This window comes from Carboxydocella sp. JDF658 (assembly GCF_002049395.1).
Classification (GTDB): Bacteria; Bacillota.
Map to the genome: position 1 here is coordinate 1 of NZ_BDLR01000029.1, position 16,830 is coordinate 16,830.

A 16,830-nucleotide genomic window follows, 5' to 3' on the forward strand; every position below is an offset into this window, starting at 1 on the left:
CCCCGCCATAAATGGTATCATCAAAATGCTCCCAGGGAGAATCCCCTTCCCCCTTGGTGTTAACGGCACCATTAATCCCCCCCTGGGCACAAACGGAGTGACTGCGTTTTACCGGTACCAGAGAGAAAAGATCAACCTTGAAGCCAGCCTCTGCTGCCTTAATGGTAGCCATCAGGCCGGCCAGGCCGCCACCAACAACGATAATCTTCTTTTCCGCCATCTTCCTTCTCACCCCTTTAGCCTCTGATAAAGCCGAACAGCGCATTCAAGCCTACAGCAGTAATAACGATAAAGAATATGCTCCAGATGATAGTACTGGTTCTCTGAGCTTTAGGCCCAATGGTAATCCCCCAGGAAACCAGAAAAGCCCACATGCCATTGGCAAAATGGAAAGTAGCAGCAATCAACCCTATAGCATAAAGAACAGCATTAACTGGATTGGAAAGCAAATTATGCATAAACTCAAAACTCATTTCAGTGCCAAAGAACAGGGTTTGCAAACGGGTATTCCAGACATGCCAGATGACAAAAATTAAAGTGATGATACCGGAAAGCCGCTGAATCCAGTAAAACCAGTTACGATAATACCGGTATTGAAAAACATTGCTCTCTCCCGTCAGAACAATCCAGGTCCCGTAAATACCATGGAACAGAAGCGGCAAAAAAATCAGGAGTAACTCAATGAAGATAAGATAAGGAATACTCTGAAAAAACTCCACCTTTTCATTAAAGGCTTGTGCCCCTTTCAGGGCAAAGGAATTGGTAAACAAATGCTCCAGCAGGAACAAACCAACTGGAATCACCCCCAGAAGGGAATGGAGCTTGCGGATGAAAAAATGATTATCCGCCATAAAGCCAAAACCTCCTCCCATGATGATTGCTTTTCAGTGATATCGTTTACTTGCAAAAAGCATGCCATAAAAAAATTAGACAGGTTAAGCCTCAGACTCACCGGCCTTTATTCTCATTTCTTGTTTTTATAAAAATGTGGCTACTGAATCGCCTTTTCTTTTCTATTTTCTAAAATTTTTAACCTATGCTGCTTGTTCCTGATTAAGGTATTGACTTCTGCCACCGCCTTTGCTATAATAACCTTTGTCTGCGGGGCGTAGCGCAGTTTGGTAGCGCGCCACATTCGGGATGTGGAGGCCGCAGGTTCGAATCCTGTCGCCCCGACCAGTGCCTGCGGACATGGCGGAATTGGCAGACGCGCTAGATTCAGGTTCTAGTGGGCTTACGCCCGTGGAGGTTCAAGTCCTCTTGTCCGCACCAAATCCCACGCAAAAAACCGTTGCCGAAAAGCAACGGTTTTTTATATTTTTAGATTTAACATAATCGTGCTATAATCCAGTAAATCAACCAGGTGTTTGTCTATAATTTGCTGAACTATGGCCAGATTAAGCGCCTGATAATCATGAACAGCCAGATTGCGGAACCCCACCATTCCTTTGAGGTTCTTGCTTAATTTTTCATCAATAATCCCCTTTTCCAGCAAAATATCAAAAGCTTCCCGGCTATTTTGAGGAACACCCCATCCCTGCTCGGCAATAACATGCATCGCTAAAAATTATAGCAACTTTTATTGATAATCACATCCTTCGCCATAAACCCGCCCCCTCTTTTTAATTGCCTCCAGTATTACCTGTCTTCTTTCGTTTAATAAAGCGTATTCCTTTAGTGCCCTCATAAAAAACCACTGCCTGGCTATTTCATCTCGAGAGAAGACTATTTTCCCCGTACCGACAATCTGAGCCGTTAATACCGTCGAAGCCTCCCGTAAATCCACCAGGTCCACTTCTCTCTGCAATAGCTCAGCCAGTTCCTGAGCCAGTTGATACCTGTACCAGGCCTCAGTTTTTTGTTCTGCCAGAAACGCAAGATCTATGTCACTATCGGCCCGCAGTCTATCCTGAGCAGCTGAACCGAAGAGCAAGATAAAAAGGGGGTTAACTCGCTCCTGCAAAAAATTTTTAATTAGTTTAATTTCTTTTTCACCCAGGCCTTGCATTTCTCATCCCTCACTAATCTGCTTATATCCATATTTTACTCTATTTCCCGCCAAAACAAAAGAAAAAGGCCGGTAGTAACCGACCTTTTCAGTTAATATCCACTTTGATGCTGCGTCCTCGTCCCGCTTTGGGGATCCGGATTTCCAGGATGCCATTGCGATAGGAGGCCCGGGCTTCTTCTGCCTTTACCGCCGCCGGCAAGGTAAAGGTGCGGGCAAAGGCGCCATAATACCGTTCGGAATGATGGTAGTCTTCATCTCTGGTTTCCGCACTGCGCTTGATTTCTCCCCGGATGGTAACCGCATCTTCGGTAACCCGCACATCCAGGTCCTCCCTGGACTCAAGACCGGGGATTTCCGCTACCACCACCACTTCATTTTCCGTCTGATAGATGTCCACCCGTGGCCCCGCTACCTGATAGCCCAGAAAGCCCTCCCGGCTGCGGCCTACCGCTTCCTGGACAAAGCGGTTGAACTCGCGAAAAGGGTCAAAGGGTATAAGGGTCATCTGCATCACCTCCCCTTATACTCTTTTCCCGTGACGGACAGAATTATGCAGAATTAATAACCTTGAGCATCAGGTTTAACTTTGCCACGGAACAGCCAGTGGACAAAAACGGTATAACCCAGAACAATCGGCACACCACAGAGGGCGATAATCAGCATGACCTTAAGAGTTAGGGGCGAAGAAGATGCATTATAGATAGTCAGACTGCGGGCCGGATCCAGGGCAGGAACCAGATTGGGATAAAGACCAGCAGCGGCGATCAGCACCAGACCAGCCATAGTAAGAGATGAAGCCAGAAAAGCGGCTGTTCCCTGACCCCGGCGTCCAAAATAGATTACAGCTCCCATCGCCAACCAGGTCAGAAGCGGCAAGAGCCACAACCAGGGATATTTGCTGAAATTGGTAAATAGATGGGGCGCAACCAGCCAGCTGAAGAGGGTAACCGCCAGATAGAGGGCAACCACTCCGCCCCAGATACCAGGCAGGAGCTGCCGGGCCCGCCCTGCCAGCGGCTCTCCTGTTTTCATCATCACATAGGTTGCCCCTTGCTGCAGGAAAGCTGCCAGTCCCAGCACTCCTACCAGCAAGGCAAAAGGATTAAGTAAACCGAAAAAGCCACCTGTATAATATTGCTGGCTATCGAGAGGCAGGCCTTTGAGTACATTGCCCAGAGCTACCCCGAAGAGAAGAGCTGGTAAAGCACTGCCCAGGAAAAAGGCCCTATCCCATAAATTATGCCAGGCCGGACTTTCATCCTTATTCCGAAACTCGATGGCTACAGCCCGGAAGATAAGGGCAAACAAAACCAGCATCAGGGCCAGGTAAAATCCGCTGAAGACGGTAGCATACACCAGGGGAAAGGCGGCAAAAAGAGCTCCACCACCGGTTAACAGCCAAACCTCATTGGCATCCCAGAAAGGACCAATAGCATTGAGAAGCTGGCGCTTTTCGTCATCATTTTTGGCCAGCAGATAATAGAGGGTACCTACCCCCAGATCAAACCCATCCAGAATGGCATAACCAACGATCAGTATCCCTACCAGCAGGAACCAGGCAGTGTTGAGATCCATCCTACTTCACCTCCTGTACATCTTCAGCCATGGCCTTGTTAATGATGCGGCGAATCAGATATACCAGCATCCCGAAAAGGAAGGAATAGATGAGCACAAAGGCCAGGATGGTCAGCAATATCTGTCCCGCCGGCAATGGAGAAGCAGCAGCTTGAGTTTTTAACAAACCATAAACAATCCAGGGCTGCCGCCCAATTTCTGCCGCCATCCAGCCCAGCTCATTGGCCAGAAAGGGCAGGGGCAAAGACCAGAGTAAAGCTTTCAGGGTAAAAGTATGTTCATAGAGTTTGCCCCGATACAGCAGCCAGAGAGCCCAGAGCAGAAGTACAGCGAAAAAGCTGCCTAACACCACCATCAGACGGAAGGAATAGAAACTGGCAGCCACCGGCGGCCGTTCTTCGCGGGGAAAATCCTTCAAGCCTTTTACTTCCGCCTGAGGATCCCCAAAGGCCAGCCAGCTCAGCGCCCCGGGCACACCAATTTCCAGCAAATTGCGCTCCTGGGCCGGGGCAGGAATACCTATCAGCAACAGTGGTGCCTGTTTTTTGGTCTCCCATAACCCTTCAAAAGCGGCCAGTTTGGCCGGTTGCGTTTCCGCCACCTGCTTGGCGTGAATGTCACCCAGAAATACCTGGAGCAAGCTGGCTACCAGTGCCACTACCAAAGCCAGTTTCAAGGAGTGCCGGGCCAATTCCACCCGTTTCTTTTTCAGCAGGAGATAGGCACTGATTGCCATCATGAAAAAGGCACCGGTGATATAAGCCCCATCCAGAGTGTGTAGATAGCGGGGGATAGTGGATGGGTTGAAGACAGCAGCAGCAAAATCGGTAAGAATGGCCCGCCCGCCTTCCACTTTGAAACCAGCAGGGGTTTGCTGCCAGGAGTTAGCCACAATAATCCAGAAAGCTGACAGACTGCTGCCCAGAGCTACCATCAGAGCCGCAAAGAAACGCAAGCCAGCAGAGATTCGTTCCCGGCCAAAGATGAGCAGAGCAATAAAGGTGGATTCCAGGAAAAAGGCAAAGACCCCTTCCGCTGCCAGCGGAGCACCAAAAATATCCCCCACGAATTTAGAGTATTCCGACCAGTTGGTGCCGAACTGAAACTCCATCGTGATGCCAGAAGCTACCCCAACGGCAAAACAGGCCACAAACAATTTGGTCCAGAAGCGGGACATTTCATCATAAACTTTTTTCCCTGTGCGCCAGTGTTTGTACTCAATAAAGGCCAGCAGGGCCGCCAGACCGATGGTCAAAGGCGGAAAAAAGAAGTGAAAAAAGGCGGTCAGACCAAACTGAATCCGCGAAAGCAAAACAGCATCCATCAAAACCCCTCCTTGTCGCTATTGTATACTAAATTAGTGAAGTTTATGCTCAAAAAGAAGCGCCCGCAGGCTAAAGGTTGGCAAAGTTCTGCTCCCTCAATGCCTCCACCAGTTTCCCCTGGATCCTGGCCAGAGCCTGGTGAATGGAACAGGCAGGCGCTCCTTTTTTATTGCAGGCAGCATAATCCAGTAAACACTTATTGATGGCCAGCGGCCCCTCGATGGCTTCCACTACCTCCAGAAAGGTAATTTCTTTCGGCTTTTTGGCCAGCTGGTAGCCTCCACCCGCCCCGCGGATAGATCGGACAATTCCAGCTTTGATCAAGGAAGGCATGATTTTCAGCAAAAAGCGCATCGGGATCACTTCCTCTCTGGCTATTTGCTGGGCCTCCACTTTTTCCCCCTGGTGCCGGACCAGACAGGCTACAGCCCGTAAAGCGTAATCGGTGGCCTGATTGAGTACCATAACCCATTCTCCGTTCATTGTTTACTATATCAGTAAACTTTCTGGTTAAATAATACCACTTTTCCAGCCTTCTGTCAAGATGCAAAAAAAAAAGAGACCCGGAGGGTCTCGTGCAGGCTGTTAGTGCCAGAGGGTGCGGGCCAGTACCCGAAAGAATCTCATCAGCATCTCCCGGTCCAGCTGTAAATCCTGCTGAAAAGGATGGATCATCAACACCAGACCGGATTCCTTGAGTTTGGCCGGCACATCCATTGATTGCAAATCAATCAGGGAAGCTCCCAGTCTCTGAAAGAACCGACAACGGCGGTCAAAATCATCATCAGTGCTCTTCACTTCCATTATCAGTCCCTGTGCCTCAGGATGCTGTTGCCGGATTTCCTGCAGCATAGCCTGATAAAGTCGGGCTCCATAACCCTGACTCTGAAAGGCAGGCAAAATGCCGATATAATCCAGAAAGGCCAGCTGCAAATCCTGGAGATAATAGTAGACAGCATAGCCTACCAGTTCTTCATCCTCTTTCAGGACCAGGTAATGCATCTCATTGGGGGCAATCAGGGAATGATCCAGCAGTTTCTGGGTAATTTCCCTGACCTCATAGTTGGACAGGTCAAACATCAACTGGCAATAACGGATGGATTCCAGATAATCCACAGTCTGTGGACTTTTCACTTCTCTCACGCGCAACATAGCCCCCACCCCTGATCGCTGAATAACCATTCACACTAAAATATATACCGTTCACTTATAATATATACCATTCACCTGCAAAAGCGCAATAGGGCACAAAAAATTAGGACGGAAAAACCGTCCCATTTTTTTGTATTATTTAACTTCCGATATTAATTGCCCAATCCGCCTGATGCCCTCCTCCAGTACCTCCAGACTAACGGCATAAGAAAGGCGCAGGGTTCCCGGTTGACCAAAAGCCTCCCCGGGTACAGCAGCCACCTGGACCTCTTCCAGTAACAGTTCAGCCAGCTGAGCGCTGCTCTCTATTGGCCGCCCCTGCCAGCTTTTGCCCAGAACGCCACTGACATCGGGGAACAGGTAAAAAGCACCAGCTGGCCGAGAGCAGTAGATTCCGGGGATTTGCTGCAACAGTTCCCAGCCCCGCTGCCGCCGTCGGTCAAAAGCTGCCACCATCTCCTGCAAGGGCTGCTGGGGCCCGGTTAAAGCAGCCAGAGCCGCCGCCTGGGCGATAGAAGTGGGGTTGCTGGTACAATGGCTCTGTAAGTCCGCCATAGCTTTGGCCCAGGGCAAAGGAGCAGCTGCATAACCGATCCGCCATCCGGTCATGGCATAGGCTTTGGACACCCCGTTGATAACAATGGCCTGCCCGCTCAATTCCGGCACTACTGCCACGATGCTGTGATGCTGGTTACCATCATAAACCAGTTTCTCATAGATTTCATCAGAAATCACCGCCAAACCCCGTTCCAGCAGCCATTTTCCGATACTTTCCAGTTCTTCCCGACTGTACACTGCTCCTGTAGGGTTATTGGGGCTGTTTAATATCAAGGCTTTCGTTCGTCCAGTTATTGCCCTTTCCAGGTCTTCCACCCTGACTTTATAATTATTTTCCCGGCTGGCTGGCACCGGTACCGGTACCCCACCGGCCAGCTTGATCTGTTCCTCATAACTCACCCAGTAAGGTACAGGCATCAGCACCTCATCCCCGGGGTTAATTATAACCTGCAGGGCATTATACAAACTGTGTTTGGCCCCACAGGAAACTACTACCTGGGCCGGACTATATAAAAGGCCATTCTCCTGAGCCAGTTTGGTCACAATCGCTTCCTTCAGTTCTTCTATCCCTGCTACTGCGGTATATTTGGTCATCCCCCGCTCTATGGCCCGCATGGCCGCAGTCTTGATGTGTTCAGGGGTATCAAAATCCGGTTCTCCAACCCCGAAATTGATCACCTTTGCCCCGGCTCTGGCCATTGCCTTGGCTTTACTGTCCAGCGCCAGGGTAGGTGATGGAGAAATTCTCAGCGCCCGTTCTGCCAGTTCCATGAAAGTACCTCCCGTTTTATGTATTCACAAGAAGGTCTTTCGACAGCGATTGGCGTTTTCCTTTCTCTTCAGCGAATGTATGCAAAAAACTTAAAGCAATGGGCCGATTTTTTCTCATTTCCCAGATTTTCAGCCAGCAGCAAATCCATTTCTCCCTCCAGACTAACTTTCTTGCCTTCCTGTTCTACTAAAACCTTGATGCTCATCGGGTATCATTAACCTCCATCCTGCTCTTCCCGCACTCCACCATTACGATAGAACCGGTACTATCTGTAGCCAGATAGACTTTGTTGCAGTGTTCCAGTATTACCGAGAAACCATACCCAAGGGATTTCTTGGTAGAAAACCCCTTGACCAGCAAGGACTGGGGCAGTTTTTCCACTTCAAAACCGCTCCCTTCGTCCCTGACGACAATATAGAGATTATCTCGATCATCCAGCCCCCAGTTAACCTGCCCGCCCCGGGCATGCTTGAGGGCATTGGTGGCCAGCTCAGAGAGAATCAGCAGCAGTTCCTTGCTGCGTTTCTCCGGATACTGACGCACCTGTAACCAGATCTGGAAATGTTCCCGCAGCTGGCCCAGATTCCGGGCCTCCTTAACCTCCAGCCACTCTCCCAAATTTAATTTATGCCAGAAATCCAGCATTTCTTCCTTTTCGGCAAGATGCAGTTTGGATTGAGTGACACTGGCCAGAATATCGCGGTAGATGCGGCGGGTGAACTTCAATTTCCAGTTAACCACCGATTTTTTGTTCGTACGCTCCCACCAGTTGAGGAAAACATCCACTATTTGCGGGTCCCACTGAGCCCCTGCTCCCCGGGCCAGCTCCTCTAAGGCCTGTTCAGCCGTCCGCCCCTTCTGATAAATCCGGTCACTGGTCATGGCATCAAAGGCATCGGCCACAGCGATAATACGAGCCCCCAGGTCAATGTCCTCTCCGGCTATGCCAGCAGGATAACCCAGGCCATCCCAGCGCTCATGATGTTGTTCCACCGCCTGCAGGATCCCCTGCATTTCCGGGATGGCTTCCAGAATACGCCGGGATGTTACAGGATGCTGTCTGATCACCACCCGTTCCTCTTCTGTCAGCCGGCCCGGTTTATTCAAAATCAGCTCCGGCACCCCGATTTTACCGATATCATGCAACAAACCGGCCAGATAAATATTTTCCTTTTGCTGTGCCGTCAACCCCATTTCCTCGGCAATAATACGAGCATAGCGGGCCACATTCTCGGAATGACCTTTGGTATAGCGGTCCCGGGCCTCCAGAGCCTGTACCAGAGCCTGGATGGTAGCCAGAAAACGGGCTTTAATGGCCTGTTGCATTAATTCGTGTTTGAGGATGGCCCCTATTTTTTCCGCAATTAAAGTAGCCACCATCACTATCTCCGGAGGATAGGGTCTCTTGCTGTCTTCCGCTTTTACCCGGTTGCCTATAAGCAAAGCTCCCCGGGTAGTACCATCAATGCGGATGGGAACCACCAGAATATCGCTGTATTCCGGGGAAAGCAAATCCGGTTGCACAGTTTGGGACGCAGTCCCCAGATTCAGTGTTTCCCCGGAAGCGCAGACCAGGGAAAACAGCCCGACAGTCTGGCGGCTCAGGCTGGCCTCCTCCCCCAGCCCCCAGTGAGCCAGCAGGCGAAAGCCTTCTTCTCCTTCTTCCCTGACCACCACCGTCCCTATCTGGCTGCCGGACATGACCATTAGAAACAATAAACCCAGCAAATAGGCCTGTTCTGCCTGTAATACAGGAGTGATAATTCCGGCTTGTAAAAACCTTCGTAGACTCTGGCGAAAATGATTAGCCAGTTCGGAATCATCCAGCAGGCATTTTTGCCGGCAGCAGATATTTACCAGTAACAAGTCCCCGTAGCAGGAAGCATACAACTTATTCCAGCCCAGGGGAATAGGCTCAGAAAGATAACGATAATCTCCCTCTGCCCTTTTCAGCCTGCGGATTGCTTCCTGGATTGCCGGGCTAAAGCGGCTGGCTATTTGTCGATCACCGGCAATAATTTGCCACTCTTGCTCATCATCAAACTTTATTATGGCAGCTGCCCAGGAACCCACCAGGTTTTTCTGAAAGCGGACAAAGATTTCCCAGGCTTCTTCAGCCATAACCTGCCCGTCCATAATTTTTGACACCAGCCGCACCAGCTCCGCCTGCTCCCAGCGCTGCTGCCACCAGTTTTTTTGTTGCTGAAATAATAGATAGTAAACACCGCCTAGAGCCAAAAGCAGCAAAAAGGTCAGTAACCACACAGAGGCCAGTCGATGACCATCATAATGCAGCAGGGCCAGTAACAGGGAAAAAAGTATGCCATAGAGGGTAGTAACCAGCCAGAAGCGGTTTTTCACTGCTGATCACGGCAAACCAGTGCCAGAGGTATCTCCTTGTCTGCCGCTTTCAGTACCCAGCCGTTCTCAGTCGGCACCACCATTCCCAGTAATTGCAGGATCTCAAACAAGGTCGGCCCGATTTCCCAGCCCGTAACGGTTACTCCCAGCAAGGTCAGTTCTTCCAGAAAATCCAGCACCGCCCCCACCCCGGTGGAATCAATAAACTTAATCCCGCAAAAATTGAATACTACTTCAGTTTCCCCCAGCAACAGGGGTACCAGCTGCTGCTTAAAGGCGTCAGCCGTACCCAGGTCCAGCGCTCCGCTAATTTTTATTAAAGCCCGTTCACCCAGCCGCTCTTTTTCCACCTGTAACATATTCTTCCTCCTCATTGCAAGTGTTCTTTATACAGGTAATCCACCCGTAAAATCCCCTGTTCATCTACTGCTACCCGCACGTCTCGCAGGACTTCCTGGACCTTGACCAGCTGACGACCGACCCGGAAGCTGACCCCGGGATAGACCCGGTTAACCAGAATGCGGCGGCCGAAAACAAATTCCACCGTCGTGGGAGTGGCCATGGGGCTCCCCAGTTCATTCAATACGGCATTACCGGTTACAATCAAACGCCCACCGCGATAAATGCTGTCTTTTTTCTCCGCCAGCACATCGCCCCCGGCACTTACCTGACACATATAGGCGCCCTGACCGGTAAAGACTATCTTACCGCTGGCCTCCAGTTTACTGTTATGGGCATAAGCCAGCTTAATATCAGAAGCGGAATTGATGGTGGCCTCCAGGTCAATAATCTCCTTTTCCAGCCGCAAAATGGCTTCCTGAATTTCCAGCTCATCAGCCACTTCCAGTACGCCTAATCCCACAAACTTGCGAGCCACCAGGCGGATGATTTCGTTCAAACTATCACTGGGGCTCTGGTTTTGTAACATCTGAACGATTTGTAAAATCAGTTTCGGTAAAGTAGCAAATTTCTGATCCAGCAAAATGCGCAGCAAACGGCCTAAGCCATAGCGAGCCAGATCTTCACTGCCAAAGGCCGGATGCTGTTTGAGCTGTACTACTGCCAGCAGGAGGGATTCCAGTTCCCCATTGATTTCCCGCAGACGGTAAATAATTTCACTGTTAATGGCATCCATCCCCCCTGCCACCAGGGTTGCCCCGACCACGTTCTTATGGACGGTGATATTGCCTCTGGCCTGCACTGAACCCTGGGTGACATTGCCATGGATTTCCACATCGCCTCCGGCGATGACACTGGCACCATCCATGACATTGCCCCAAACTACTACGTGGCCATCAAAGCGCACATTGCCGGAAGCCAGATTAACATCCCCCTGCACCGTGTAGATGGGTAAAACACTGATGACCGAATTTTTCAAAATCGGCCGTCCAGCCGTTACCGCTACCGCCACCTGGCCATCTTCCATCAACGTGGCCCCCTGCTTCACCAGCAGCTGTGGTTCTTTGTATTCCGGCACAGGTATCATTTCCCCGGTTACTGTCATCCCGGGCCGCCCCGGCCTGGCCGGATACTTGCGGGCCAGAATCTCCCCGGCTTCCACACTGGGAATGGTCCGGTGTTCATAGAAGTTAATCCGCTGCTCCTCTTCCATCTCATCCAGTCGGGCCTGCTGGGTTTCATCCAGGAAATAATACTCGATTTTTCCCGCCTCCCCCGGCACCATGGGGCGTCCCCGGGCCACCAGGTAGCGCCCCCCGTTCAGACGGGCCTGCTCCACCGCCTGGATATCCACTCCATAGACAACCCCATGCTCCTTGAGGATGTTTACCAGCTCGGTAGTGGTGAAAGGAACCGGTTCAAGGATCTGAACTGCTTCGGCCCTGACAGTCAAACGGGTTTGGGGCGGTTGATCTGGAATTTTCATTTTCGCCCCTGAAGCGTAAGTGATGGCCAGATAGGCTTCCAGTTTGTCCGGGGTCAGCTGCACTTCCGCCAGACGCACTGGCGGCCTGTCCTCTGCGCTCACTACTACCCGGTCCCGGGGACTGACCATGGTTTCCTTCTGAATCAACTGACCATTGATCATGACCCTGGTCTCGGGACCCGGTGTGATACTGGGATAGCGTCCCCCTTTTACCGGTACCCGTATCACCACCTGACCATTGCTGATAGCCACAGTGCCATCCTGGGTCTTTTCTTCCAGTACTGATTCCACCAGTTCCGCCAGCTGATGTTCATCCAGTTCTGTCTTCCCTTCCGGCAACTTCACTTTGATTGTTACCAGCTCATCCTGTTCATTCTGAACCAGTACCTGCACTTCCAGTTCCTCCGGGCGCCGGCCCAGTTCCACTGCCGCCCGGGCTATTGCCGCTTCTATTGTCCTGTCCTGAAAAATCCATTCCCTGTCTGCCATATCTATCACCTCCGCTCAGCCAGGAAGCGGCCACGGCTGCTTCCTGGGCCAGTTCCTGTACCCAGCGCAAATCTCGCATCAGGTCATTGCCTTTGTATTGCTCCTCATTGATTATAATATTAATTAAAACATCCACCAGCAAGGGGTCAAATTGCTGACCGGCTTCCCGCATCAGCTCTTCCAGAGCCTCCACCAAACTGCGGGGAGGCTGGTAATGCCGGAAATTGAGGATGGCATCAAAAGCTTCCGCCACCGCCAGGATTCGCGCCCCCAGGGAAATTTCATCCCCCTTCAGACCAGCAGGATAGCCCCGGCCGTCCCAGCGCTCATGGTGTTGTTCAACCATTTCCAGGATTTCTTTATCCACCATCTTCTGGCCCTGTAAAATCTTGCGAGCATACTTGACATGGTCCTGAACCAGATTTTTTTCCAGAAAACTGAGGGGACCCGGTTTGGTCAGCAGCTGGCGCTCTATGGCCAGCATTCCGATATCGTGGATCAATCCCGCCCGCCAGATTTTGCGGGCCTGATCCGCCGGCAAGCCCAGGGCCAGGGCCATTTTTTCTGCCAAATCGGCAGTACGGTGCAAATGGCCACCCAGAAAGGAAACATAAGCCTGGCAGGCAGAGGCCAGTAACCGGTAAGCATCATCCTGTTTTTGCAGCAAGCTGGCCACAAAATTTTTGATACCCAAATTGAGCCCCAGGCTGCGGGCCACGGTTCCCCCCAGCTGCCATTCTTCTTCAGTAAAAGGATGATCCCCCCACTTGTTTTGCAACACCAGATAACCCTGAACTTCATGGTTGGACAATAAGGGATAGACCATGATGTTGTGCAGGGAACCTTCCTGTTCTCTGGACCATAGTCCTAACACGGCCAGGTTATTTACCAGCAAGCCCTCCTCCCGGCTTTGAGCCAGCAGCAACAGAGCCTCCAGAGTCTGGTCCAGACAGATAATGGGCAATTCATGTTCTTCATCTACCGCCACAGTCACCTGGTTCCTGGCAATGATAAAAGCCTGTCTGGCCCCGGTAGCAGCAGTTAAAAATCTGAGGACCATGCGGGGCAAAGCCAGCTCCAGTTCTCTTTCGATCCTGATGGGAGCGCCTGCTTCCCCCGGACCGGCAATCCCCGTGATATAAGCCCTGTTAGCCGCCTTTAAAACCGGTCCCTGCTGCCATAACTCTATCACCCGGGCCAGCCGCCAGCCTGTCTCCGGTGCCAGAGTTTCCGGCACCTGGTTGATATTCACCAGGGGAGCAAAAGCATATTTTTCTTTTTTCCCCTTGAATTTAACAGGCAGTTCCTGTAATTCCCCCAGCAAGTAAGGAATATGTTCAATCCTGATGGTCCTGAGCCCCCGGGGCAAAGGAAGCAGCACCTGCTGCCCCCGGACTGCTACCCCGAAAGCCAGGTAAAGCTCCCAGGTTCCCTGTTCCTGGCAGCGAAAAACCGCACCGCCCGGCAGACCGCATAATAATTCCAGCATTTCCTGCAACAGGTCTTTATACTCATTTTCAGTCAGCTGATGCTGCAACAGCCGGGTAGAATGATCGGCCAGACGCAAAGCCAGGCGCTGATAGTTTCTCTTCGCTGTCCAGAACTGGCGCTCCCTGATGATTTTATCCCATTGCCAGAAATTAGCCCCGACCATCACCAGCAGACCCAGCAGATAGCGGGCGAGAAAATCCCCTGAAATCCAGCCTGAGTAATAAGCAATCAAAACTACCCCTTGATGAACCATAAACATCAAGGCCGCTTCCAGCTGTTCATAGGCCAGCAGAATGGTAAGAAGATGGAGATAATAAAAAATAATCAGGGCGCCAGCCTGTCCGGAATGATGAGCTGTTAGCCAGACCAGGTAACCCAGTTCTCCCAGAAAAACCATCCACATCATGGGCCCATGCAGAGGAGCCCGCAGGTAGCGGAGATACTGCAAACCCAGCAAAACCAACCAGCCCAGCAAGGCCAGCTGCCACCAGCCTTCGCTTTTATCCATTGCAGTTAGATAAAGAAACCCGCCATAACCCAGCCAGCGCAACCAGGCCATGGACATGGCCCAGAACCGTTTGTTGCGGGTTTTCAGCCATTGCCAGACTGGTTCGAACATTTTCATTCCACCTTTACCGCTTACCGCTCCTTATCCTGATTACTAAATCTTCGACAATATGTAACAGAATTCCTGCCGGTAGACAGCCCTTTTAGGTTAGAATAAAATGTTAACTAGAAAGGAGAGGATAGCTATGACCTCAGTTTCTGCTCTGGCCCTGCTGGGCAGTCCCCGCCACGGCAATTCCTGGACCCTGCTCAACACCGCCTGTCAAATTCTGAGGGAACAGGGGATTAAGGTAGAAATGATAGAACTGCACCGTTTGCAGCTTCATCCCTGCCTGGGCTGCAATGCCTGTCTAACTACCACTAAATGTATCCAGTCGGATGATATGCAATCCCTCTACCCCAAACTGCTATCCTGTCAGTATCTTCTACTGGCAGCCCCCATTTATGCCATGGGACTCAATGCCCAGACCAAAATCCTGATCGATCGCCTGCAGCCCTTTTGGGGCAAAAAGTATGTGCAAAAACAGGCAGTAATAACCGATCCGCTCCTGGCCTCTTGTCGCCGGGCCTGGTATATCGGTGTGGCCGGCTCCAATTTACCGGATGTGTTTCAGGGTGCAGAACAAGTGGTAAACTATGCCTTTAAGATGCTGGAAATGAAAAAATTCCCTTCTTTCCTGGTCAAACAGTTAGAAGATAAGGATGCTGTCCTGCATAGACCCGAATTGCTGGCAGAAATAAAAAAAGCGGCAATCTCCCTTATTGCCGCCGGGAATTAACTGCCGCCTCTGCCGCTCCCGCCAGTTTTCTAGCCCAGGAAAAGCTGCTGGCCAAATTGCGCCCCTGCGCCTTTTCTTCCTCCTCCAGTACTTCCAGAAAGGCATCCACCACCAGGGGATCAAACTGAGCCCCAGCCTGACTGCTGATTTCTGCAACCGCTTCTTCTTTGCTTTTCGGCATACGATAGTGCCGAAAAGATGTCATAGCCGAATAGACATCGGCTACTGCCAGTATGCGGGCATATAGATGAATTTCCTCACCGTATAATCCCCGGGGATAACCCAGTCCATTCCAGTATTCATGGTGTTGTTCCACCGCCAGCAGCACCTCCGGCGGCAGGCCGTATTTTTTCAGGATCTCACCTCCAAACAGAGGATGCTTTTTTATTTCCAGCCTTTCTCCGGTGGTCAAAAGGGCCGGTTTTAAAACTATATCCTGCCTGATCCCGATCATACCGATATCATGGACCAGCGCAGCCTGAAACAATAATTCCAGTTCGCGCCCGGCTAATTTTAATTTTTTCCCTATTTTTACCGCCATTTTTGCTGTTTTTTCCAGGTGACTTTTTAAATAGGGAGCAAAGTGGCCAGCAATTTCGGTCAAAGCGAGCAAACGCTGTTTTTCCATATTGTTTAACAATACTGCAAACTTTCGCTTATCCAGGGTTCGGCTGATGAAATTGGCTAACATTTTGCCACATTCCCAGTCCAAACTGGTAAAGGGCATATTATTTGCCTTATTGGCAGCAATCAGATATCCGCCATTGGCAAGGGGAAACAACATTAAATTATTTATCTTGCCTGCCAGTTCCTGCAACCCGAGAATAGCGGGAGCATTGATTACTATTCCCTCAGCATGGGTTTTCGTTAGGGCCAGTAACCCCTGAAAATAGTCCCGCTTGATAATTTCCTGGATATTGGCTGGCTCTTGGCCAGCTTCTGCTTTTGCCAGTTCCAGCTGACCGTTAGGGCTGGATAACAACAGAATTCCGGTTTGCGCTTCAGTGCATGCCAGTAAAGTCTGAAACCAGAACTCGTCCCATGAATGGTAAAAAGCAGCTTCCAGAGTCAGCACCCGGGGAATAATACTGCTCAGGTCTTTTTCTTTTAGCCTGACCGATGACCGCAAAGTCACAAGATATAATTCTTCTGCAATAATTACCTTAATCGGGCTTAAAGAATAATCAAATTCTGAAATTGCAATCTTTTTTTCATAGCATGCTCGCTCTACACAATCACGAATTTCCGGCCAGAAATCCTTTTCCTGTTCACTCAGAACGCCAAAAGCCAGTACAGGCTGCCAGCTACCTCCCATTTTTTTTATCACCAGTCCACCCGGACACGTTGTAACATAAACCAAAATAGCGCTTACAGCTTGTTTTAGATCTTTTTCTACTCCTTCGCCTGAATACTGCTTTCTCTCTATTTCCACCAGTATACGGACAAGATTGGCAAAAGCCTGTTTATGTACAGCATATAGATAACTGTCGACCAGATTACGCCATCGAAAAAAATTCAATCCAAAGGCCAAAATCGTAAAGATAAAGTAAAGAAGCAAAAAATTTGAACTAATTAAGCCAGTTATTTTCAGCACCACCACTAATATTTGTTGAGCAATTACTATCGGTGTAAATTCCACAAAGTCATAACTATATAAAGCTAATAAAATAAGGGGAATCACACCATAATCAGCAAAACCATGACCATTCCACACCAGACCCAAACCGAGCAAATGCTCAAGAACCAGTGCGCTCCAGAACACCGTCCCCGCCAGTCTTCGTATCCAGATCCGATATATAATAATGAACCATATTGCTAAAATAACCAGCGCTGCTACTATCCAGGTTATGGGTTTATGGAAATAT

17 protein-coding genes and 2 tRNA genes are annotated in these 16,830 nt (G+C 50.3%); 3 read left to right on the forward strand and 16 right to left on the reverse strand.

Annotated elements, in window-relative coordinates; all coding sequences use genetic code 11:
- A partial coding sequence (locus tag JDF658_RS05605; protein ID WP_143311958.1) for an FAD-binding protein occupies positions 1 to 220 on the reverse strand: 220 nt, incomplete at its 3' end.
- Positions 221 to 236: 16 nt separating this feature from the next.
- Positions 237 to 851, reverse strand: a complete 615-nt coding sequence (locus tag JDF658_RS05610) for a succinate dehydrogenase cytochrome b558 subunit (protein WP_078664665.1) — start codon at positions 849 to 851, stop codon at positions 237 to 239.
- A gap of 251 nt (positions 852 to 1,102) precedes the next feature.
- Here JDF658_RS05610 and JDF658_RS05615 point away from each other — a divergent pair.
- Both JDF658_RS05615 and JDF658_RS05620 read left to right on the forward strand, forming a co-directional pair.
- A tRNA-Pro gene (locus tag JDF658_RS05615) sits at positions 1,103 to 1,179 on the forward strand.
- A 6-nt stretch (positions 1,180 to 1,185) separates the two neighbouring features.
- Positions 1,186 to 1,272, forward strand: a tRNA-Leu gene (locus tag JDF658_RS05620).
- Between the two features lie 40 nt (positions 1,273 to 1,312).
- On the opposite strand, the gene JDF658_RS05625 is transcribed toward JDF658_RS05620, so the two are convergent.
- From JDF658_RS05625 to JDF658_RS05680, 13 genes are all read right to left on the reverse strand, one after another.
- Positions 1,313 to 1,558 (reverse strand): DUF86 domain-containing protein, encoded by a 246-nt coding sequence (locus tag JDF658_RS05625; protein ID WP_079906753.1) that lies wholly within the window; start codon positions 1,556 to 1,558, stop codon positions 1,313 to 1,315.
- Between the two features lie 21 nt (positions 1,559 to 1,579).
- Positions 1,580 to 2,008, reverse strand: a complete 429-nt coding sequence (locus tag JDF658_RS05630) for a nucleotidyltransferase domain-containing protein (RefSeq protein WP_079906754.1) — start codon at positions 2,006 to 2,008, stop codon at positions 1,580 to 1,582.
- Positions 2,009 to 2,096: 88 nt separating this feature from the next.
- A complete protein-coding gene (locus JDF658_RS05635; RefSeq protein WP_079906755.1) occupies positions 2,097 to 2,516 on the reverse strand; it encodes an Hsp20/alpha crystallin family protein in 420 nt (139 codons plus the stop codon).
- Positions 2,517 to 2,569: 53 nt separating this feature from the next.
- Positions 2,570 to 3,586 (reverse strand): cytochrome d ubiquinol oxidase subunit II, encoded by a 1,017-nt coding sequence (cydB, locus tag JDF658_RS05640; RefSeq protein ID WP_079906756.1) that lies wholly within the window; start codon positions 3,584 to 3,586, stop codon positions 2,570 to 2,572.
- Between the two features lies 1 nt (position 3,587).
- Positions 3,588 to 4,910, reverse strand: a complete 1,323-nt coding sequence (locus JDF658_RS05645) for a cytochrome ubiquinol oxidase subunit I (protein WP_079906757.1) — start codon at positions 4,908 to 4,910, stop codon at positions 3,588 to 3,590.
- Positions 4,911 to 4,980: 70 nt separating this feature from the next.
- Positions 4,981 to 5,376, reverse strand: a complete 396-nt coding sequence (locus JDF658_RS05650; protein ID WP_078664669.1) for an Rrf2 family transcriptional regulator — start codon at positions 5,374 to 5,376, stop codon at positions 4,981 to 4,983.
- Between the two features lie 120 nt (positions 5,377 to 5,496).
- Positions 5,497 to 6,063: a GNAT family N-acetyltransferase gene (locus tag JDF658_RS05655; protein WP_159071936.1), complete on the reverse strand. Its 567-nt coding sequence runs from the start codon at positions 6,061 to 6,063 to the stop codon at positions 5,497 to 5,499.
- Positions 6,064 to 6,198: 135 nt separating this feature from the next.
- A complete protein-coding gene (locus JDF658_RS05660; RefSeq protein WP_079906758.1) occupies positions 6,199 to 7,392 on the reverse strand; it encodes a pyridoxal phosphate-dependent aminotransferase in 1,194 nt (397 codons plus the stop codon).
- 68 nt (positions 7,393 to 7,460) lie between these two features.
- Positions 7,461 to 7,598, reverse strand: coding sequence for a hypothetical protein (locus tag JDF658_RS14415; RefSeq protein ID WP_159446569.1), 138 nt, complete (start codon positions 7,596 to 7,598; stop codon positions 7,461 to 7,463).
- Positions 7,595 to 9,754, reverse strand: coding sequence for an HD domain-containing phosphohydrolase (locus tag JDF658_RS05665; RefSeq protein ID WP_079906759.1), 2,160 nt, complete (start codon positions 9,752 to 9,754; stop codon positions 7,595 to 7,597). Before JDF658_RS05665 ends, JDF658_RS14415 begins: the two co-directional genes overlap by 4 nt.
- Positions 9,751 to 10,113, reverse strand: coding sequence for an STAS domain-containing protein (locus tag JDF658_RS05670; RefSeq protein WP_159446570.1), 363 nt, complete (start codon positions 10,111 to 10,113; stop codon positions 9,751 to 9,753). The genes JDF658_RS05665 and JDF658_RS05670 overlap by 4 nt, the downstream gene beginning before the upstream one ends.
- A gap of 11 nt (positions 10,114 to 10,124) precedes the next feature.
- Positions 10,125 to 12,128, reverse strand: coding sequence for a DUF342 domain-containing protein (locus JDF658_RS05675; RefSeq protein WP_079906761.1), 2,004 nt, complete (start codon positions 12,126 to 12,128; stop codon positions 10,125 to 10,127).
- A complete protein-coding gene (locus JDF658_RS05680; RefSeq protein ID WP_159446571.1) occupies positions 12,010 to 14,238 on the reverse strand; it encodes an HD domain-containing phosphohydrolase in 2,229 nt (742 codons plus the stop codon). Before JDF658_RS05680 ends, JDF658_RS05675 begins: the two co-directional genes overlap by 119 nt.
- 133 nt (positions 14,239 to 14,371) lie before the next feature.
- Here JDF658_RS05680 and JDF658_RS05685 point away from each other — a divergent pair, with 133 nt between their 5' ends.
- Entirely contained in the window at positions 14,372 to 14,965 is a 594-nt protein-coding gene (locus JDF658_RS05685) for a flavodoxin family protein (protein WP_159446572.1), read from the forward strand.
- Here JDF658_RS05685 and JDF658_RS05690 read toward each other — a convergent pair.
- On the reverse strand, positions 14,946 to 16,830 hold a 1,885-nt coding region (locus JDF658_RS05690; protein WP_143311959.1), incomplete at its 5' end, for an HD-GYP domain-containing protein. The two genes, JDF658_RS05685 and JDF658_RS05690, sit on opposite strands and share 20 nt — an antisense overlap.